At 59.8% G+C, this 20810-nt stretch carries 10 protein-coding genes and 1 riboswitch; of the genes, 9 read left to right on the top strand and 1 reads right to left on the bottom strand.

The window, feature by feature from the left end; all coding sequences use genetic code 11:
- Positions 1-312 precede the first annotated feature (312 nt).
- The 6 genes from EXN68_RS04315 to EXN68_RS04295 all read left to right on the top strand — a co-directional run bounded on the left by EXN68_RS04315 (position 313) and on the right by EXN68_RS04295 (position 16774).
- Positions 313-7416, top strand: a complete 7104-nt coding sequence (locus EXN68_RS04315) for a type I polyketide synthase (protein WP_142839750.1) — start codon at positions 313-315, stop codon at positions 7414-7416.
- 132 nt (positions 7417-7548) lie between these two features.
- Positions 7549-11712: a hotdog fold thioesterase gene (locus EXN68_RS04310; RefSeq protein ID WP_142839749.1), complete on the top strand. Its 4164-nt coding sequence runs from the start codon at positions 7549-7551 to the stop codon at positions 11710-11712.
- Complete coding sequence (locus EXN68_RS27805; RefSeq protein ID WP_205125314.1) at positions 11709-13406, top strand: PfaD family polyunsaturated fatty acid/polyketide biosynthesis protein; 1698 nt, start codon at positions 11709-11711, stop codon at positions 13404-13406. The genes EXN68_RS04310 and EXN68_RS27805 overlap by 4 nt, the downstream gene beginning before the upstream one ends.
- Positions 13403-14767, top strand: coding sequence for an aspartate aminotransferase family protein (locus tag EXN68_RS27800; RefSeq protein ID WP_205125313.1), 1365 nt, complete (start codon positions 13403-13405; stop codon positions 14765-14767). Before EXN68_RS27805 ends, EXN68_RS27800 begins: the two co-directional genes overlap by 4 nt.
- Positions 14764-15531, top strand: coding sequence for an SDR family NAD(P)-dependent oxidoreductase (locus tag EXN68_RS04300; protein ID WP_142839748.1), 768 nt, complete (start codon positions 14764-14766; stop codon positions 15529-15531). The genes EXN68_RS27800 and EXN68_RS04300 overlap by 4 nt, the downstream gene beginning before the upstream one ends.
- A 13-nt stretch (positions 15532-15544) precedes the next feature.
- A complete protein-coding gene (locus EXN68_RS04295) occupies positions 15545-16774 on the top strand; it encodes an SDR family oxidoreductase (RefSeq protein WP_142839747.1) in 1230 nt (409 codons plus the stop codon).
- 37 nt (positions 16775-16811) lie between these two features.
- Here the strand turns inward: EXN68_RS04295 and EXN68_RS04290 are convergent, their stop codons facing one another.
- Positions 16812-17006: a hypothetical protein gene (locus EXN68_RS04290; protein ID WP_142839746.1), complete on the bottom strand. Its 195-nt coding sequence runs from the start codon at positions 17004-17006 to the stop codon at positions 16812-16814.
- A 119-nt stretch (positions 17007-17125) separates the two neighbouring features.
- Here EXN68_RS04290 and EXN68_RS04285 point away from each other — a divergent pair, with 119 nt between their 5' ends.
- The 3 genes from EXN68_RS04285 (at position 17126) to EXN68_RS04275 (ending at position 20810) form a co-directional block, all read left to right on the top strand.
- The gene (locus EXN68_RS04285) at positions 17126-18013 is read left to right on the top strand and encodes a LysR family transcriptional regulator (RefSeq protein ID WP_142839745.1); all 888 of its coding nucleotides are present in this window, start codon (positions 17126-17128) and stop codon (positions 18011-18013) included.
- A gap of 208 nt (positions 18014-18221) precedes the next feature.
- Positions 18222-18415: riboswitch (cobalamin riboswitch) on the top strand.
- Between the two features lie 90 nt (positions 18416-18505).
- Positions 18506-19297, top strand: coding sequence for a (2Fe-2S) ferredoxin domain-containing protein (locus tag EXN68_RS04280; protein WP_237681350.1), 792 nt, complete (start codon positions 18506-18508; stop codon positions 19295-19297).
- Positions 19298-19313: 16 nt separating this feature from the next.
- On the top strand, positions 19314-20810 hold the full coding sequence (locus EXN68_RS04275; RefSeq protein ID WP_142839744.1) for an ABC transporter substrate-binding protein: 1497 nt from the start codon (positions 19314-19316) through the stop codon (positions 20808-20810).

The raw sequence follows: 20810 nt of genomic DNA, 5'->3' as shown, positions 1-20810 counted from the left end.
GAGAAAATCCGAGATTTAAAGCGGGGCTTTTGACAGTCAGTTTTCATTAATTCAACTGAAGATGTCGGATTTATGAAAATTTCAACGCAAAGTATATTAATGCTTTTCAAATGAATGAATGTATGTTTTATACAGCCTCAGACGCATAAAGGCGAAATGAGCTGAGAAAACTCTCATATTAATATTCCGAACTCGGAGTATTAATAATATTTTTTGCATGCGATACGGCCTCCATTTCTGAATTACATCGTAATTTTTCTTGTCTCTGACGGGAGCGTTGCTTCTCGTCCCCAGGGAAGGACTATTCCTGTGATGCTGCAAAACCGTAATTCCGCACCGCCACCTCTCGATATCGCCATTGTCGGCATGGCCAGCCATTTTCCCGATGCGGCCGATCTCTATGATTTCTGGTCCAATATCGTGAACGGTCATGATGCGATCCGCGACATAGGCACGGTCGATCCTGTGGAATATTGGCGGCCGGAGGACTTCTACGATCCCGATCCGCGCGCCGCTGACAAGGTCTATGGCCGCAAGGCTGGCTTTGTGCCGCCGATCGATTTCGATCCCGCCGGTTTCAAGCTGCCGCCGCTGATGCTTCAATCAATCAGCACGGCGCAGCTTTTCGCGCTGCATGTTGCAAAACAGGCGATGGCGGATGCAGGGCTGCTCGGCGCAGGCGCTGAAAAGACCGACCGTGACCGCATCGGTGTCATTCTGGGCGGCTCCGGCAACGGCAATACGGCGTTCTCGCTCGCCGTGCGGCAGCAGGTTCCGTTCCTGCGCCAGATTCTTGTAAATAGCGGGCTGTCAGCCGAAGTGGCGGAAGAAACGATTGAACGCTTGCAGGGGCTGTCGCTGGAATGGAACGAGGATAGTTTTCCAGGATTTCTCGGCAACGTTGCCTGTGGCCGTATCGCCAGTTATTTCGATCTCGGTGGCACGTCCTATATGGTGGATGCCGCCTGCGCGAGCAGTCTCGCCGCCATCAAGGCCGCCATTGGTGAACTGACGGATGGCAGCTGTGACGCTGTTCTGACCGGCGGCGTCAATCTCGAAAACTCGATTTTCTCGTTCCTGTGCTTCAGCAAGACGCCGGCTTTGTCGAAAAGCAACCGTTCGCGGCCATTCGACAAGCAGTCGGACGGCATGATGCTGGGTGATGGCGTCGGTTATCTGGTGCTGAAGCGGCTTGCGGATGCCGAGCGTGATGGCGACCGCATTTATGCAGTGATCCGCGCGCTTGGCGCCTCCAGCGACGGTCGCGCCAAAAGCATCTTTGCGCCGCGTTCCGAAGGGCAGGTGAAGGCTTTGAAGCGCGCCTATAGCCAGGCCGGGCTGACGCTTGCCGATATTCAGCTGATCGAAGCGCATGGCACCGGCACGGAATCCGGTGACGAGACCGAGATCAAAAGCCTTATCAGACTATCCGAGGAACAGGGCATCGATGCGGGCCATGCCATTGCGATTGGCAGCATCAAATCGCAGATCGGGCATACGCGCTGCGCGGCAGGTGCGGTGGCAATGATGAAAGTGGCGCTTGGCCTCTATCACAAGGTCCTGCCGCCGACCATCAATGTGGAAGACCCCACCGATGTTCTCGCAAAACCCTTTTACGTCAACAGCCTCGCACGGCCATGGATGCGCCCGGCCGGCGGCGAGCTGCGGCGCGGCGCCCTGAGCGCCTTCGGTTTCGGCGGCACCAATTTTCACGTCATTCTCGAGGAATACGAACCGGAAACGCGGGAACAGACATACCGGCTGAACCGCGCCGCTGAGGTCTTCGTGTTTCATGCGGCAAACCCGGCTCTGCTGGAGGCGACCTGCCGTGATGCGCTTTCGCAGCTTTCCGGCGAGGGCAGGGCGGCGTTCTTCGACGCACATCTGGCCGATGGCGGCAGGCTTTCTCCACCTGCGGCATCCGCTCGCCTCGGTTTTGCGGCCGCGACGCCCGAACAGGCGCGCGCGTTGCTGACGGAAGCTCTGGCGCTGTTGCAATCCAGTCCCGATCAGGGTTTCGATCATCCGGCCGGAATTTACTACAAGCCTGAGGCCGCCCCAGTGGCAGGCCGTATCGTCGCACTTTTCCCCGGGCAGGGCGCGCAATATGTCAATATGGGGTCCGGGGTCGCGGTCGATTACCCGGAGTTGCGTCATGCCGTGGAAGCCGCGGATGCCGTGGCTGTAGAGGCAGGCCTGCCAGCCCTTTCGGGTGTGATCTATCCGCCGCCAGCCTTTTCCGACGAAGAGATCATGCGGCAGGCCCGTGAACTTACCCGCACCGCCAATGCGCAGCCGGCTATCGGTGCGGTAAGCGCGGGTTATTTCCAATTGCTGAAACGGCTTGGTTTCACTCCGGATTTTGTTGCTGGACACAGCTATGGCGAGCTTACAGCCCTGTGGGCGGCAGGCGTGCTTTCGGATGCGGATTTTCACAGGGCCTCGCTTGCCCGTGGCCGGGCTGTCGAAACTCCGAGCGGGCTTGACGATCCCGGTGCGATGCTGGCGGCACAGATGCGCCGGGAGGATGCGGCGGAACTGCTGGCGGCCGTGCCGGATATCGTAATCGCCAATGATAATGCGCCGGAGCAGCTGGTATTCGGCGGTGCAACCGAGGCGATTGCCCGCGCCCAGGCCTGGCTTGCCGAACGGGGCCGCCGTTGCCAGACGCTTCCGGTTTCGACGGCCTTTCATACATCTTACGTCAGACATGCGGCGGATCCGTTCCGGGATGGAATTGCCGGAATTGAATTCTCGCAGCCAAACTGCGCGCTTTATTCAAGCGCGACGGCGGAGCCTTACGGCAGCGACCCCGCACTTTATGGTGATGCACTTGTCGAGCAACTGGTGCAGCCGGTGCGGTTCCGGGACATGATCGAGCGACTACACGCCGATGGCGGTTATCTGTTCGTCGAGATCGGCCCGAAAGGCATTCTCGGTAAACTGACCGGTGACATACTGAAGGGCAAACCGCATGCGGTGGTTTCGCTCAACCCAAGCGCCAATGGCGAGGAAGCACTGCAATTCCGCCGGGCACTGGCAAAACTGGTGGTGGAAGGTGTGGCTCTTGCCGAAGCCGACCCCTATGCCCGCCCGCGCCCGCCGGAGGATCGATCGGTGAAGCCGGCGACTAGCTTCAGGCTGCAGGGCGGCTTTTATCTGACCGACAAAAACCGGGCGCGGCGCGAACACGCGCTGCGGCATGATACGGCCGTGGTGGAGAAGTTCATCGCTGAGCGTGCTGCAGGATCGCCTGAACCGGCCACTTCTCCGGTCGTTCAGGCTGTGCCTCAACCTGTTGCGCCGATTGCGAAAACTCTTCCTTCCTTTCCCCCTTTGTCCTCCTCCATTCAGCCCTCCCATGACACTGACAGGATCGAGATAGCGATGACCAGCCAATCCGAAAATATGTCGAAGCCGGACCAGATGGACAGGCAGATCGAAAGCCAGAATCTGCTCAGCCAGCTTCACCAGCAGTTTCAGACCAACCAGAGCGAATATATCAATATGCTGGGATCTCTGGTCAGCAAGCAGCATAACCTTCTGGAAAAATTCCAAGGTCATCCGCAGATGGAAAGCATGACCGCGAGCCTTGCGCGCAGCCTGCAATTGCTGGAGCGCAATCAGGAACTCTACCATCTCAATCACGAGCGCTATTTCGACAACCAGATGTCCCTGATCAGCGGCGAGGTGGTTCGTAGCCTGCCGCATTCCCCCGCCTATATTCCCAATATGCTGGACATGCCGAAACCGGCGCAGCCGGTTACGGTAACGCGGCAGGAGAGTTTCGCGCCGGCGCCATTGGCTGCCCCCAGGGCTGCCGATAGGGCGGTTTCTGCACCGATCGCCTCCATAGCTGCACCGAAACCGGTGATGCCGGTGATGGCTGCGCCGCAGATAACCGTGCCTCAAACGCCGGCACCCGCCGCACCGGCTCCTGCTCTCAGTGACGAGGACCAGGCGAGGATCGCCGTTCTCGAAGGTATCACCGAAGAGCGGCTGATCCGCGAGTTGACGGATATCGTCAGCGAGCGCACGGGTTATCCGGTCGATATGATTGGCGACCAGATGGACCTTGAGGCCGATCTCGGCATCGACTCCATCAAGCGGCTGGAGATTTTTGGGGCGATGTTCGACCGGCTGTCGAACGGCACCCGGCTTCTTGAAGATGCGGACAAGAACCGCAACGACGAGAATTTCGACATCGAAACCATGAGCAATATCCGCAAGATGACGCAATTCTTCCTGCGTACGGTCGATGAGTTGCTTGTGGCCGTGAAAGGCAGCTCAGCCGTTGCTGCTGCCCCAGCACCGGTTATCTCGGCCCCGGCACTCAGCGCCGAGGATCAGGCAAGAATTACGGTGCTTGAAGGGATCACCGAGGAGCGGCTGATCCGCGAACTGACTGACATCGTCAGCGAGCGCACGGGTTATCCGGTCGACATGATCGGCGATCAGATGGATCTCGAGGCCGATCTCGGCATCGACTCCATCAAGCGGCTGGAGATTTTCGGGGCCATGTTCGATCGCCTGTCGAACGGCTCCCGGCTTCTTGAAGATGCGGACAAGAACCGCAACGACGAGAATTTCGATATCGAAACCATGAGCAATATTCACAAGATGACGCAGTTCTTCCTGCGCACTATCGGTGAGTTGCTGGCCGATATCAAAGGGGCCACTCCAATGGCCGCGGCCGTCGCCAAAACCTCCGCGTCGACTGCACCCGCCAGCGCCCCGGCTTCAACCGGCGCCTCAGTTGTGACCCTGCAACGTCTCGGCGTGGTGACATCAACGAAACTGTCGGACATCGGCGATGAGGAGATATCACAGCCAAAAAAAGCTTCGGCTGAGCGGGATGCGTCTGCGTTTCCTGCTCAGCCGCTCAATGCCGCCCCTTCCGTCTATCGTCAGCGGGTGGTTCGTCAGGCCCTTGCCCGGCCCGACCGGACATCGCTGACCCTTGGTGCCGGACGGATCTGGCTGCTTGTTGATGATGGCAAGGGACTGAGTGAGGCGGTGGCTTCCCGCCTCGTTACCCTGGGCGAGAAGGTCGCACGCCTTCAGTTGTCCGCGCCGGCCAAACCGGCAAAGGGCAAGAGAACCGCAAAACAGTCATCGTCCATGCCGACGATGGAAGGTGTGCGGGATTACGGTCTTCAGGATCGCGGCAGGGTGGCTATAGAGGCCATGATCGCTGAAATCGAACAGGCGGAAGGCCCGATTGGCGGCTTCATCCATCTGCAGCCATCAACGGCTGCGGCATCGATCGGCGAGGTGTTTACGGAAACGGGTTACGAGGCGGCGGAAATACTCTTCACGCTGGCTGGAGTGCTTCAGCCACGCCTGACGGGGACGGGAGCACGCAGTTCCTTCTTCATCGCCAGCCGATGCGACGGTGCTCTTGGAACATCGGGCAGGGGATTGTTCAACGCCATCGGTGCAAGTTTCGGCGGATTGTCGAAATCACTTGCCGTTGAGTGGGACGATGTTTTCTGCCGCTTTGTGGATATCGATCCGGCACTGCCCGACGAGGAAGCAGCCGGCATCCTGATCGAAGAGCTGGAAGACCCGCAAACCGCACTGGCGGAGGTGGGACGTGGTCCTGATGGATCCCGCATGACCCTGACGAACCAGGCCGAACCGGTGGTCGACCAGCCGGAAACCGTGCTCGATGCGGATAGCGTGCTTCTCGTCAGTGGCGGCGCGCGTGGCATTACCGCGGATTGCGTGATCGCTCTTGCGGAGCGCCATCCCGTTCGTTTCGCTCTCCTTGGACGAACCGATATCGACGCGCCATTGCCCGACTGGGCAGAAGGCATCGAGGGAGATGAGGCGCTGAAGGCAGCCGCGATTGCGGCGATGCAGGCCGAAGGTGAACAGCCTACGCCGGTGAAGGTCGAAAAAATGCTGAATGGTGTACGCCATGTGGTGCAAATTCGGCAGACGCTGGCGAAGATCGAAGAGCTTGGTGGCAAGGCGGCCTATTTCGCCTGCGATATCGCCGACGCGAAGGATGTCGAACGCACCATGACTGCGGTGGAGGAGACCTTTGGCAAGATAACCGGCATCATTCACGGTGCGGGCCTGCTTGCGGACAAGCGGATCGAGAAAAAGACGGCGGAGGATTTCCGCGCGGTCTTCCACACCAAGGTGCGGGGTCTGCAAAATCTGATCCAGGCAATGCAGCCGGATACCATCAGGCAGCTTATGCTCTTTTCATCCGTATCAGGCTTCTTCGGCAATGCCGGACAGACCGACTATGCGATGGCGAACGAGGTGCTGAACAAGTTCGCGCATATGTTCAAGGCGCATTATCCGGATGCCTTCGTACGCAGCATAGGCTGGGGTCCCTGGGACAGCGGCATGGTCAATGACGTGCTCAAGAAGGCCTATGGTGAACGCGGGCTGGCGATCATTCCGGTGGAAACGGGGACACGGTTCTTCGCTGAAGAATTCGGTTCCGGTCATGGTCCACAAATTCTCGTCGGCGGCGACAGCTACAGGGTCGCAAAAACGGTCAAGACGAAGGTCGCACCGCGTGTCGTGGAGCGCAGGGTCGATCTCACTACTGCGCCTTTCCTGGCCGACCATGTGGTCGACGGACGTTACGTCCTGCCTGCCACGGCCGCGGCCAGCTGGCTGGTCAAGCTGGCGGAAGATATGCTGCCTGGCTACCGTTTTGAAACCCTGCTCGGTTTCAAGGTTCTGAAGGGTGTCACGCTGGAGGCGGAAGAATCCTGCTTGCTGGAAGCGCAGATAGAACCGGCGGCGGACGTTTCAGGCCCTATGGCCGGTGACAGGCATGCCCTGACGATCTCGGTCTATAGCCGGACGGGCTCCGAGCGTCAGAACCGCTATATGGGCACCGTGGTGTTAAGCCACGAGCTGAGCCTTCGCCCACGTCTCGGGGCCTTTGATCTGGGTAAGGATGACGAGCCGCTGGGTTACCCGCTTTACGGCATGCCGCAGGAAGGTCCGCTTCTGTTCCATGGCCCGAGCTTCCGGGGGCTGCGGGAGGTGCTGAACGGTGGCGATCACGGCCTCACACTCGCTTGCGAGCTGACGCCGGTGAAAGAGGAAATGCAAGGGCAGTTTCGCACCACCTCGTTTAATGCCTATCTCGGCGATGTCTTCATGCAGGCGCCGTGGTTGTGGCTGATCCTCGGCAGCGATTATGCTGGGCTTCCTTCCGCCATCGGCCGCGTCGACCAGTTTGCAGCGCTCGGTTTCGGCCAGCCGTTCTTCCTCTCCATGACGATAAAATCCCTGACGCAGGCGAGCCTTCTGGTGGATATCGCCGTGCATGACGAGACAGGACAACTTTATTTCCGGCTCTCGGATGTCCAGTTCACCGTTTCCCGGCAATTGCGAGAGCGGCTGGTCGGGCGCGAAGACAAGGTCGAGGCGGCAGAATAGCCGCCCCGATCAAGGTCCGGAAAAGCGAAGGCTTGCCATAAACTCATAACGACAGGCAGTGAGAAGCGTTTCCGTGTTCCGGTTCAGGCCGGAGACGCTCTCCCTCTGCGCGCCATTTGAAGGATGATCGCGATGGGACAGATAGCAATTACGGGGCTTGGATGCGTCTTTCCGGGTGCGGATACCCCGGATCGTTACTGGCGCAATCTGGTCGAGGGCAGGGACAGTACGTCGCCGCTCTCCGTTGCTGAACTGGGTGTCGATCCAGCGCTTTATTATCATCCCGAGCCGGGTACGGCCGATCATATCTGCTACAACCGAAATGGCCACGTGCGTGACTTCCGTTTCGAGGCCGAAGGTTATCGCCTGCCGGCGGAGGACCTTGCCACACTCGACCCGCTGTTTCACTGGACCATGCATGCGGCACGTCAGGCGCTTGAAGACAGCGGCGCATCTCCACAGCGTTGCGGCCTGATCGCCGGCAATATCGGCATGCCGACTCATTCCGGCAAACGCCTGATGTCGGGCTTTTATCACCGGATTCTCGAGCCCTATCTGCGGGAACTGCTGGACCGGCCGGACTTTTCCTTCCCCGCCTATTGGGATACCAGCGGCCTGTCCGGGCTCAATCTCATGACCGGCAGTCACAATGCCACGATCGCGGCGCTGGCACTTGGTCTTTCAGGGCCGACCTATGCCATCGACGCGGCCTGCTCCTCGGCGCTTTACGCCATCCGCGTGGCTAGTTCCTATCTTCTCGACGGCAGCGCCGACATGATGCTGGCGGGCGCGGTCTGCCATGCGGACCATATCTATCTCGACCATGGTTTCAACGTTCTGAAGGCTTTTCCGACCGATGGCCGCTCGGTCCCCTTCGACCAGTCCTCGCAAGGATTGAAGGCCGGGGAAGGCGCCGGCATCGTGGCGCTGAAACGTTACGAAGACGCGCTGCGCGACGGCGACCGGATTTACGGTGTCATCGAGGCGATCGGCGTTTCCAATGATGGCGGCGCCAAGCACATGCTGCTACCCGATCCGCATGGGCAGATGCTGGCGCTGCAACGCGCCTATGCCAGCATTTCGCCTGATATCGATTATCTGGAATGCCATGCGACGGGCACACCGGCGGGCGATCAGGTGGAGCTTTCGACCATCGAGCGCTTCTTTGGCGAAACGTCGATACCGCTTCTTGGCGCCAACAAGGCCAATAACGGCCACAGCCTCACCGCATCGGGCATGGCAAGCCTGCTGAAGGTGCTGCTGGCGATGCAGCACGACCTGATACCGGCGACGCTGCAAATAGAAAACCTTGTGACGACGCCCAAAGGGCTTGTGAATCGCGATCATATCGTTCGCGAAAACAAACCCTGGGCGAGGGGTGAAAAACCGCGTCGTGCCGGCATCAATGCCTTCGGTTTCGGCGGCGTGAACGGCCACATGGTGCTGCGCGAGCATGTTGCGGGCGCGATGGTGCCGACGATTACAACCCCACCTACCACCACTCCGGCCGGAATTGATATTGTCGGCATAGCCATGGCCCTGCCGGGAACCGATAATATCGAGGCGTTTCGCGAGACGATAACGACCGGACGTCAATGGTTTCAGCCATTGCCACGCACGCGCTGGCTGGGTCTCGAAAAGCGTGCCGATATTCTGGCGCTGGGTGGGATCGGAGAAGCGCCGGCCGGCGGCTATATCGAGAGTTTCGATTTCGATTGCCGCCACTTCAAGCTGCCGCCGAAAGTCATCGGCAATCACCTTCTGGCCCACGCCTTTCTGCTGCCGGTGGCCGAGCGGGCATTTCTGGATGCGGGTTATGCGCTGGACGGGCAGAGGCGTAACATCGCGGTCATCGTCGCACGGGATGTCGATCATAGCTGCCTGCGTTATCAGGCGCGCAACGAGATCGGCTGGCAATTGCGCGACGGCCTCGAGAGGTCGGGCATAAAACTTTCGGCAGAGCAGCTCGTCGGTCTGCAAGGAATCGTGAAAGAAAGTCTTTTTCCCGAACCCTTCGCCGAAGGCATTACCGGTGGGGTGGGCAATATAGCCGCAAGCCGCGTGGCTGCGCATCTGCGGCTGGATGGACCGGCTTTTGCCCTGTGCGCGCATGAAAGCTCGGCTTTCAAGGGGCTGCAACTGGCGCGCTACATGCTTTCCGAGAATATGGTCGATGCGGTCATTCTGGCCAGCAGCGCCTGTGATGGCGGGCTGGAAAACATGATCTATGCCAACCCAAATCGCAGCCAGCCCGTGGGGGAAGGCTGCGGCGTGCTTATGCTCGAAAGAGCGGATGGCGGACCGGCCGGACGCGCCTATGCCCGCCTTCGTGGCCTTGAAATCCGCCATGACACAACGCCGGGCACCACCTTCCAGCCATCGGCGGATGCCGTGGCCAATGTGGCGGAGGCCTGCCTGCAAAAAACAGGCGTTGCGCCGCAAGAGATAAGTTATCTCGAACGCTACAGCATGGCGGATGATGTGGAAGCCCGCATCGAGGCGGAGGGGCTTGCCAGGGTCTATGGCGCCACCGTTGCTGCGGACAGTTCAAAGCGTCACTACGGCCATCTTGGCGCGGCTTCCGGCATGCTGAGCCTCATCCATACCGCGCTGGTCCTGCATTACGGCCTGTCACCGCAGCGCTCGACGGGGCCGCAACTGGCGGCAATCAGTGGTATGGGGGTCGATCGGGCCTATACGCATATATTGTTGGAAAGCCCGACAGTGGCGCGGCCTCAGGCGGTCAGCGCTCCCGCGGGTGTTTCGGCGACCGATCCTTTGCTCGTAAGGGTCTTCACCGGGCGGGAGCGGACCATGGCCGAGATCATTCTCGATCCCGCCAATTTTGCCCTGTTTGGAAAATCTCCACCTGCAATGCGGCCACAGATGTCCCCGGCAGTGGTGACCGAAGCTCTCGATGGCCCGGTCTCCGGCTGCTTCCCACGCCTGCCGCTGACCTGGCAGCAGCGGCAGGCGATCCGGAATGCGCAGACGAACCTGCGCTTCATGCAGACCGAGCAGGCGTTCTATCGTCGCTTGAGCCATATGATGTCCGGTGAGACGGTTAGTCCAGCGCGTGCCGCATTGTTCGATGAAGCGCAGTTGATCGAGCTGACGGATGGTGCGGTCAGCCGCGTGCTCGGGCCGGATTATGCGCTGGCCGATACCTATGCGGTGCGCACGCGCATGCCATCGCCGCCCTATATGTTCGCCTCGCGCATTACCGGCACGACGGCCAAGGCCGGTGCGCTGGAGCCCTGCCGCATCGAATGGGAACTCGATCTGCCCGCCGATGCCTGGTTCATGTGCGAGGACAAGGTTCCAGCTTTCGTGGCGCTGGAATCGTCACATGCGATGATCGTCGCCTTCACGCTTATCGGCTGCGATCAATTGTTCCGGGGTGAATTGCGCTATCGGGCGGTGGACAGCCGCACCTTCGTTTATGGCGAAATGCCGCGCGCCGGCGAATTGCTGCGCGGTCGGGTGGATATCAAATCCTTCCTCAAGGTCGGCCGTAATATTCTGGTTTCCTACGAATATTGGTGCCTTGCCGATGAGCGGCCCGTTTTCCGGCTGGAGGCTAATTCCGGCTTTTTCCTGCCGCGCGATCTGGAACGCTCAAAGGGTGTCGATCCGGCTCCCTTCCTGAAAAATGACGGCGCTGTGCGGCAACCCTTCACACCGCTGCTGAACTGCACGAAGGATCGTTTCACCGAAGACGATATCGAGGCACTGGGCCACGGCGATCCGGCAAGCTGCTTTGGTCTTGACTACAGAACTGAAACTGCCGCGCCAAAGCTGTGGACACCGATGGCCAGAATGCTCGACCGGGTGGTGGATGTCGACCCCAAAGGCGGCGCGTTCGGCCTCGGCGTGGTGGTCGGCGAGCGCGACATTGATCCTGATCACTGGGCTTTCAAGGCGCATTTCAAGAACGACCCCTGTGTGCCGGGAACATTGCTGGTGGAAGGTTGCGAACAGCTTCTGAAATTCTACCTGGCCTATCTCGGGCTTTATTCGGTGCCTCACCTGAGCGGACATACGCTGACCGACCATCAATACAGCGCCAAGTTCCGGGGGGAGGTGAAACCACAGCGCGATACGCTGAGGTATCGCCTGACCTGCAAGTCGATCGACCTCGCTTATGGCGAGGACGGTGTGACGCTGGAGACCGCATCCTTCGTCTTCGTCGCCGAGATCATCCACAAAGGCAATGTCATCGGCATTTGCGACAATCTCGGCGCCGGTTTTGCCCGTCGCCGCACCGACCAATCATCATGGGTGGCCGCAGCATGAATGAAAATCCGCACATCAATTCCACACCGCTTTTCCGGACATGGAAAAAACAGGCGGGTATTGACCCCACTACCATCGAGGCAATGGGTGGGCTTCTCGCTGATCTCGATAAACGCCTCTATGTACTCGAATTTGGTGGCCAGCGGTCGCTCGAAGCTTCCTGTACCGACGTGGAAAAATGCCGGGGAATTGTACCCGTGCTGACACCCAGCCAACTCGGCGATCCGGGTTTCCTGCGCGATTACGGCGTGCGCATGGCCTATTATGCCGGGGCGATGGCCAATGGCATTCACTCCGAAGACATGGTGATCGCACTTGGCAAGGAGCGGCTTCTGGGTTTCTTCGGTGCAGGGGGCCTTGGCAGGGAGCGTGTCGTCTCGGCGCTGGCGCGCATCAGCGCCGTCCTGCCGCATGGGCCTTGCGGCGTCAATCTGCTGCATAATCCCGGCGATGCCGAATGGGAAATGGATGTGGTGCGTCTGTGCATCCGCCATGGCGTGAAGGTGGTAGAGGCTTCTGCCTATATGAACCTTTCGCCGGCCATCGTTTATTGGCGTGCGGCCGGGCTTGTTCGTAACGGGCAGGGGACAGTCGAAGCACGCCATCGCATCATCGCCAAGGTTTCGCGCCGCGAAGTGGCGCAGCATTTCATCAATCCGGCCCCGGAAAAAATCCTTTCAAGGCTGGTCGAGGACGGTCTGATTTCCGCCGAACAGGCGGCGATGGCGGGCGAGCTGCCGATGGCCGACGACATCACCGTCGAGGCCAATTCCGGTGGCCATACCGATAATGGCGTGCTGAATTGCGCGTTTCCTTCCGTTGCGGCGCTAAGAGATGAAATAGCCGACCTCAGGGGAGAGGCATTCCGCATCCGCATCGGCGCAGCTGGCGGCATCGGCAATCCGCAGGCGGTCTATGCGGCTTTCGCCATGGGCGCGGCCTATGTCTGCACGGGGTCGATCAATCAGGCCTGCATCGAGGCCGGCACGTCGCCGCAGGTGAAGACCCTGCTGGGGCGGGCGAAGATGGACGACATGGCGATGGCGCCATCCGCCGACATGTTCGAGATCGGCTCCAAGGTGCAGGTGCTGAAGGGCGGCACCATGTATGCCATGCGCGCCCAGAAGCTTTACAATCTCTACAAGCAATATGACGGCCTCGAAGACATTCCGGCAGCGGAAATCGCCAGCCTGGAAAGCGGATTTTTCCAACGCTCCTTGCCGCAGGTCTGGGAAGAGACCCGGCAGTTCTTTCAGGCACGCGGCAACCCCCGACTTATCGAGGCGGCGGAAACGCATCCGAAAAAGCGCATGGCGCTGGTCTTCCAGTGGTATCTCGGCCAATCCTCCCGCTGGGCGATTGCCGGAGAGAAATCCCGCGCGGTCGACTACCAGATCTGGTGTGGCCCGGCCATGGGCGCGATCAATGAATGGTTGCGTGGCAGCCCTTACGAGCCGGTCGAGCACCGCTCCGTCGTCGTTATCGCCGATCTTCTGATGCGCAACGCGGCCTATCTTGCAAGGCTCGAAGCGCTGAAAAACGCTGGCCTACCGGTGCCAGACGAACTCTACCGCTGCCGGCCCTGGACGGAAAATCCGGCCCGTCCTTCAACGCCGCCAACACGGCATCCATCCCCGTCAATCGGAACCGCCCCGGCAGCATCGCCGGCCAAACTGGAGAACGCACAGCCATGATCACAGATACGGACAGCAAGCTGACGCTGAAGATTTCGCGCGATTTTTACAAACGGCTCTGGGAACTGATGCCGGGCGGCACCCACTATAATTTCGGCGACGCCGAGCGTGCCTTCGTGGTGCCCTTCAACAAGGGCCGCAATTCCCGCGTATGGGATCTCGACGGCAATGAACATCTGGATCTCTTCTGCAAATTCGGCGCACTTTTCGTCGGCCACCACAATGAGGCCTATAATGAGGCGCTGATCCGCTACATGGAGAAGGTCACTTCCGTCGATACCTGCGATCTGGAGATCGAGGTGGCGGAACTGATGATCAAGCATATTCCCTGCGCCGAGATGGTCCGGTTTTGCCTGAGCGGTACCGAGGCGGTGCAGAATGCGCTGCGGCTGGCGCGCGGCTTTACCGGCAAGAACCGCTTCATCCGCTTTCATGGCCATTATCACGGCAATGCCGACAACGTCATGGGCTTCCGCAAGAAGGACAATCTCGATTTCCCCGTACCGGAAAAATACCAGGGCGACATGCTCGATACGCTAGGCCGCGCCGAGGGCGTGCTGGAAAGCCAGAGCTTCATGCTGCCGTGGAACGACATCAACGCGCTGGAAGCCACCATCCGCCGCTACGGTAACGAGATCGCCGCCGTGCTGATGGAGCCGATCTGCATCAATGGCGGCGGTATCTTCCCGGTCGAAGGTTATCTGGAGCGCACCAAGGAACTGTGCGAAGAGCATAATATCGTCCTGATCTTCGACGAGATCATCACCGGCGTGCGTCTGGGTCTCGGCGGCGCGCAGGATATTCTCGGCGTCACGCCGCATCTCGCCACCTTCGGCAAGGCGCTGGGCGGCGGATCGATGCCGATTTCCGCCATTGCCGGCCGGCGCGACATCATGGATCTCTATACGCGCGGCAAAGTCATCCATGCCGGCACTTTCAACGGTTACCCGCTGGGTCTCGCCGCCATCAAGGCGACCTTCGATATCGTCGAGAAGGATCCGGGTTGCTATGACCGGATGCGTCGCTACACCGAACAAATTTCGGGCGTCTTCACCAAGGCGGCGAAGGCTGCCGGAATGCCGCTCGTCATTCAGGGCATGCCGACGGCGCTGGTCTACCATTCGCAGGAAGAGCCGGTGGATCGCTCCGAGGGCTATTCGCACAAGGTGAAATTCTGCGACATCATCATCCGCGAGGTGAGCAAGCGCCACGGCATCCAGTTCTCACCGCTGTCGCGCATCTATTCCAACCTCTTGATGAACCAGGACGACGTGCATTTCTTCGAGGAACGCATCTCCGATGCGCTCGTCAATGCCCGCAAGGTCATGGAAATCGCCTTCAAGGACGAGGAAGTCGCGTGAGCCAGCAAATTGCGGTCGTGACCGGTGCTTCAGGCGGCTTCGGCGCCGCCATTACCCTTGCGTTGCTCGATGTTGGTTATGCGGTAGCGGCTGTTGATATCGACGTTACCGCGCTGCAGCGCCTTGAACAGGAGATCGGAAAACCCGGGCACCTTGGCATTTTCGCCATGGATGTCACCGATCATGGCAGCGTCGAGCAGGCATCGGGTGCCATTGCCCAGAAAATGGGTTTGCCGGTGACCGTACTGGTCAATAATGCCGGCATTCTCGATCGCACCTATTGCGTCAACGACCGCAGCCAGACGCAGTCCCGCAAGGTCATCGACGTCAACCTTGCGGGTGCGTTCAACTGCACGGGTGTCTTTACGCGCTCGATGGTGCGCCAGCGTTACGGGCGGGTCATCAACATCGCCTCGATTGCCGGCATCTGGGGGGCAGGGGGTGGGGCGGCTTATGCCGCCTCCAAGGCCGGTCTCATCAAGGCTTCGGAATCCTGGGCGCAGGAACTCGGACAGTTCAACATCAGCGTCACGGCGATTGCGCCGGGCATCTGCAAGACCAACATGTCCAAACCCTTCGAACAGGAAGGCATCAACGACACGGTGGCCGATGAACGTCTGGTGCGCTCGATCGTCCCGGTCGGACGCTGGGGCACGCCTGATGATGTGGCGGAAGTGGTGACGTTTCTGGCCACCTGCAAAACCAATTACCTCAATGCCGCAGTGATCCCGATGGATGGCGGCATGCGGGTCGGAACGCTCTAAACGGAGATCGGCGATGACTTACGATAACGGCGTGGACAATATTCTGCTAACCGGCGCCACCGGCGTCATGGGCGGACGCCTGCTGCAGGAACTGCTCAACACAACGAAAGCCACGATCTATTGCCTGGTGCGTGCCGCCGACATGGCGGAGGCGATGGGCAAGATCGAGAGCATCCTCTTCTGCTATGACGAGGAACGCAGCCTCAAGGGGGAGGCCGCCGCCCGCATCGTGCCTGTTCTCGGCGATGTTTCCAGATCGCATCTCGGCCTGCAAAGGCATGCATGGCGTGACCTTGCCGAAAGGATCGATATTGCGCTGCATTGCGCGGCCAATGTCAATCTCATCGCATCCTATAGCAAGATCGCGCCGGTCAATGTCGGCGGTTCGGCCAATATGGTGGAGTTTTGCCTCGAGGGTAAGATCCCGTTGATGCATACATCGAGCTTCAGCGTCATCGGCGACAAGCTCTACGAGGAGTTTACGCTCTATGAGGATGCGCTCGACGTCGGCCAGCGTTTTCCCGACATGGATTACGAACGCTCCAAGTTCGAGTCGGAAAAGCTGATGCACGCCGCCGGGCAAAAGGGTCTCGATTTCATCATCGTACGCCCGGGCAACATCTGGGGTGACAGCCGCACCGGTCGTTATCCGCTGACGCAGACCAAGGTGAAGGGTATCTATTACGAAGCGGTGCGCGCCATTGTGGAAACCGGCTTCACTTTCGCATCGGATGAAGATTTCGATATCACGCCGGTCGATTACGTGGCACGGGCGAGCCTGAATCTCGCCATGAACTGGCGCGCTCACAACCGCCGCACCTTCAATCTCGTCAATCCGAAACCGATCGACTGGAACACGCTGGTGGAACAGGTGCGCGATTGCGGCTATGTGGTGCGCGAATTGTCACGCGACAATTATTTCGATGCGCTCAATCAGGGCCGGATGCTGCGGGACGGTAAAGCCTACAGCTCGGTCTTCACCGATCTTCTGTCGATGCTGGGCAATGCCGATTATGTGCGTGACAGCGCCAGATACGACACCAGCAAAGCCCGGCAGGCGCTCGCCGGAACCGGAATCAACTGCCACGAATGCGATGTGATGCTGATGATGCGTTATCTCGATTACGCCTTCGAAAAAGGTTTCCTGCCGCTGGCCGGAAGCGGCTTTCCGCTGGCGGAAATTTCGAGGACGGTTGCGCCGCGCGGTTTCATGGAGCGGCTTTACGACGCGAAGCTGGTTTAGATGCGAGTGCTTCCGTGTCTATCGGGCATCCGGCTCCCTAGTCGTGCAAAGCCATGTCGTGCATGAGGGCGCTGTCCTTGTCCGAATGCAGTGATCCGTAGGCGACGGATGCGGTAACTGTTGCGTCGATTGCCGACCTGTTGTCGGGGAGCGTCCTTGCAGCGAACACAGCAAGGACGAGCAGCGCCAGTCTGAAGGCGATGGCGCGGAGGAGGGCTTCTGAGGCGTCCATGTATGTCGTTCCGGATCAATAAACTACGGCGACAATGATCGTTGTCCGTGACTTCGCACAATGCGGAAGATACAAGGAAACCCTTCGGATTATCCGAAGGGTCCGGACCGGAGGGGCAAATGCGCTTCGATTTGACCGACCTCCGCCTGTTTCTTCACGTGGTCGAGGCGGAAAGTATTACGCAGGGAGCAGACCGCACGGGCATGGCCTTGCCATCGGCGAGCGCGCGTATTCGCGGCATGGAAGAAATGAGCGGCGTATCCCTTCTCGATCGTGGCGCCCGCGGGGTCAAAGCGACGCCGGCGGGGGATGCTCTGGCCCATCATGCCCGTATCGTGCTTGGGCAGATGGAGCAGATGAGGGGTGATCTGCAGCTTTATGCGCGGGGTCTGCGAGGGCAGGTCCGGATATTTTCGGGGCGGGCGGCAATGGCGCATCTTCCCGGCGCCCTTCTCCGATATCTCGTGGATCACCCGACCATCGACATAGACCTTGAAGAGCGCCAGAGCCCCGATGTGGTTGCAGCCGTTGCCGCCGGGCAAGCGGATCTCGGCATTGCGGCGGACACGACCGATACGGGAACGCTGGAAACACGGCCTTTCGAGATCGACAGCCTTGTTCTGATCACACCTGCCAGCCATCCGCTCGCGGACCGGGATATGGTGACGTTCGCGGAGCTTCTCGACGAACCCTTTGTCGGTCTGCCGGCGGAAAGTGCGCTTCAGGGGCATCTGGCAACCCATGCGGCGCGCGAGGGCCGGCCGTTCAAATTGCGTATCCGTCTGGATAGTTTCGAAGATATCTGCGCCATGGTCAGCAGCGGTGTCGGGCTTGCCATCGTGCCGGAGGTCTATGCCTTGAGGTATCAGGCCGAATTGCCCTTCAGGACAGTCTCGATCTCCGATGTCTGGGCGCGCCGTCATCTGCTTATCTGCGCGCGAAGTTTTGCGGGACTTCCCGTGCATGCCCGCGCCGTGGTCGATTATCTGACGGCGTTGAAAGGCTAGGTCGCCTGTCTTTCGTCGATTTGACCCACAGACATCAAACATTGTGGTTTCGCGTCCCGCCAGTCTCTCAGCCAATTCCTTAGAGGAGAGCCTTGACGGCCAGGTATCTGTCATGTTTAACGTTACTTTATAACGTAACATGATTATAAAGCTTTGTTGCGTGGAAATCAGACTACCCGTGCAGGCGGTTGACAGTGACCGGCGGCAGTGTAGGGTCGCTCCGTCATGGTTCTTTCGCCGCCCGGCGGAAGCTAAGAGGGAATCCGGTTAAATTCCGGAGCTGTCCCGCAACTGTAAGCGGTGAGCCGATCGCCCACGATGTCACTGGCAGCGATGCCGGGAAGACAGGTGAGACGGCCTCGACCCGCAAGCCAGGAGACCTGCCTGACATCATGTAATTCCGTGGTCGGGGGGTGCCATGGGAATGATGGCTGTTTCCGGTCTTCTGCCGGAGACCCGTCATTTTCGACGCCGCCTCGTGAATGAGGCAATGTGACAGATAGTACCCATCCCACCCATCGCGAGCCTTCCGTGCCGGACGCGGTGCTGCTTGTCGCCAAGTCGGCCTTTGCCGCCGCGCCTCATCAGGACATGCAGCGGCTGGCAATGCAGGCCGAAGGGCTTTGCGGCGCTCAGACCGTTCGCATCGCCTTCACGGAGCAGGGAACACCGTCACTCCATGAAGCGCTGTTCGAGCTGATCGATGAGGATGTCGGCCATGTCCTGATCGTTCCGCTGATGCTGCCGCTCGAGCCCAGTTTTCACAACTGGATGACCAAGACATTGAAACGATGGCGGGCAGGCGACCTCCGGCCATGGCCGTCCCTTTCCATAACAGCAAGTCCCACATCGAGCAGCCTGATGGCGCGCCTGCTCGAAGATCTGGCCGAAACGGCGCAGGCGCTTGACCTTTCAGGGCCTGTTCGCCCGGCAGGTGAAGGATCGCTGGTCCCGGCGCAGAAGCGTCGTGTGCTCGTCTGCCAGGGGGCGCCATGCAACTCGGCGGGTGCGGATGTGATCTGGGGCCATCTGCGCAACCAGCAGGAACGGCAGAAACTTCGGGTAACGGGAGAGGGGACCATGACCGCCAAGTCCACCTGTCTTGGCCCCTGCAACCTTGCGCCTGTCCTGCAGGTCTTTCCCGAGGGCACCTATTATGGCGGCGTCACGGAAGAGGCAGTCGATCGCATCGTTGCCGAACATCTGCTGGGTGGCCGCGTCGTTGACGATTTCGCCTACCACCCGACCGGCCGCAAACAGCGGCTTCGTAATCTGTCCGAATAGCATGAGAGGAAATAGAATGTCGGCAAAGAGCTTTTCACGTCTGGCCGCGGCCGCGCTTGCGGCCTTGATCACGGGTGTGGGCGCCAGCGCTCTCGCCACCGAGCCGTTGCGCGTTGGCGCCACCTACATCACGAGCGGTCTCGACCCGGCAAAGGGATCGAACGGCTGGGCGCTTGTCAGCCATGGCGTGGGTGAAAACCTCTTCACCGTCGATCGGGAAGGGCGGCTTGTGGCCGGTCTTGCCGAAAAAGCGGAACGCACCGGCGATCTCAGCTGGAAGGTGACGCTGAAACCGGGCCGCGCCTTTTCTGATGGTTCGCCTGTAACGGCGGCTGCGCTTGCCGCCGGTTTCGACCACACATTTGCGACCAACAAGGCGGCGCTGGCAACGGGTGGAAAGCTGGATTTCAAGGCGGCTGACAACCTGACGCTGATGATCACCACGGAAAAGCCGGTGGCTTTTCTTCAGGCGCTTTTCGCCGAATGGCCGCTGATCGCCTACAAGCCAGCAACCGATGATAAGGCGCTGTTCACCGGGCCGTACCAGATTGCGGATTTCAAGGCCGATACATCACTGACACTTACGCCGAACACCCAATTTGCCAATGCGGATGCCCGTTCCCCGGTTGATTTCCGCAGGTTCGGCGATGCGCAAAGCATGACACTGGCGCTGGAGGCGGGTGAACTGGACCTTGCCTTCGGATTGCCTTCGGAAGTCGTAAGCCGTTTGAAAGCCAATCCGGATCTGACGATCAAGTCTTTCCCTGTCGGTTATCAATATCTCGCTTTCCTGAACACAACGAGGCCGGTTACCGCCGATATTAAAGTACGCCAGGCGCTCGATCTCGGCTTCGACCGCAGGGAACTGGCGGCCGCCATCAATGGCGGTGAACCCGCGACCGGTGCTTATGCCGCCTATTTCCCCTTTGCCGGGAAAGAGCAGCGACAGACCGATCTTGTAAAGGCCGAAGCGCTTCTCGACGAAGCCGGCTGGACGAAGAACGGGTCAGGGAAGCGTGAGAAGGACGGCACGCCGTTGCGCCTTCTCGCCATTACCTATCCGCAGCGCCCGGACCTCGTCACCATGCTGCCGGTGGTCAAGGCGCAGCTGGCCAGAATAGGCATCGAACTCGACACGAAGGTCGTTGAAAATATCCAGGACGTGGCTGCTGCCGGTGAATTCGACATCGCGCTCTGGGCGCAGCATACCGCACCGAACGGAGACCCGGCCTTTTTCCTCAATTCGATGCTGCGCAGCGGCGCCTCGCTCAATTATGCGAAATACGCCTCGCCCGAATTCGATGCCATTCTCGATCGTTTCGCGACGGCTGGCGAGGCCGGCGAACGCGCCACGATCGCGCTTGATGCGCAGGCAAAGCTGTTTACCGACGTTCCCGCATCCTTCTTGGTTTCGCCGGTCTGGTATGTCGGCGTTTCGAAGCGGCTGCAGAACTACGAGCCCTGGGGTTCCGACTATTATGTCCTGCGCGGCGATATAGGCGAAGCGCGGTAA

Origin of the sequence: Martinezella rhizogenes, assembly GCF_007002745.1 — a bacterium.
GTDB lineage: Bacteria > Pseudomonadota > Alphaproteobacteria > Rhizobiales > Rhizobiaceae > Agrobacterium > Agrobacterium cucumeris.
Note: the sequence above shows the minus strand (reverse complement) of the source record. Positions and strands in the feature narration are given on the sequence as shown.

Excerpts from the sequence above, each read along its gene's own strand:
- EXN68_RS04315 (WP_142839750.1), top strand. The coding sequence starts at position 313 with ATGCTGCAAAACCGTAATTCCGCACCGCCACCTCTCGATATCGCCATT.
- EXN68_RS04310 (WP_142839749.1), top strand. The coding sequence starts at position 7,549 with ATGGGACAGATAGCAATTACGGGGCTTGGATGCGTCTTTCCGGGTGCG.
- EXN68_RS27805 (WP_205125314.1), top strand. The coding sequence starts at position 11,709 with ATGAATGAAAATCCGCACATCAATTCCACACCGCTTTTCCGGACATGG.
- EXN68_RS27800 (WP_205125313.1), top strand. The coding sequence starts at position 13,403 with ATGATCACAGATACGGACAGCAAGCTGACGCTGAAGATTTCGCGCGAT.
- EXN68_RS04295 (WP_142839747.1), top strand. The coding sequence starts at position 15,545 with ATGACTTACGATAACGGCGTGGACAATATTCTGCTAACCGGCGCCACC.
- EXN68_RS04290 (WP_142839746.1), bottom strand. The coding sequence starts at position 17,006 with ATGGACGCCTCAGAAGCCCTCCTCCGCGCCATCGCCTTCAGACTGGCG.
- EXN68_RS04285 (WP_142839745.1), top strand. The coding sequence starts at position 17,126 with ATGCGCTTCGATTTGACCGACCTCCGCCTGTTTCTTCACGTGGTCGAG.
- EXN68_RS04275 (WP_142839744.1), top strand. The coding sequence starts at position 19,314 with ATGTCGGCAAAGAGCTTTTCACGTCTGGCCGCGGCCGCGCTTGCGGCC.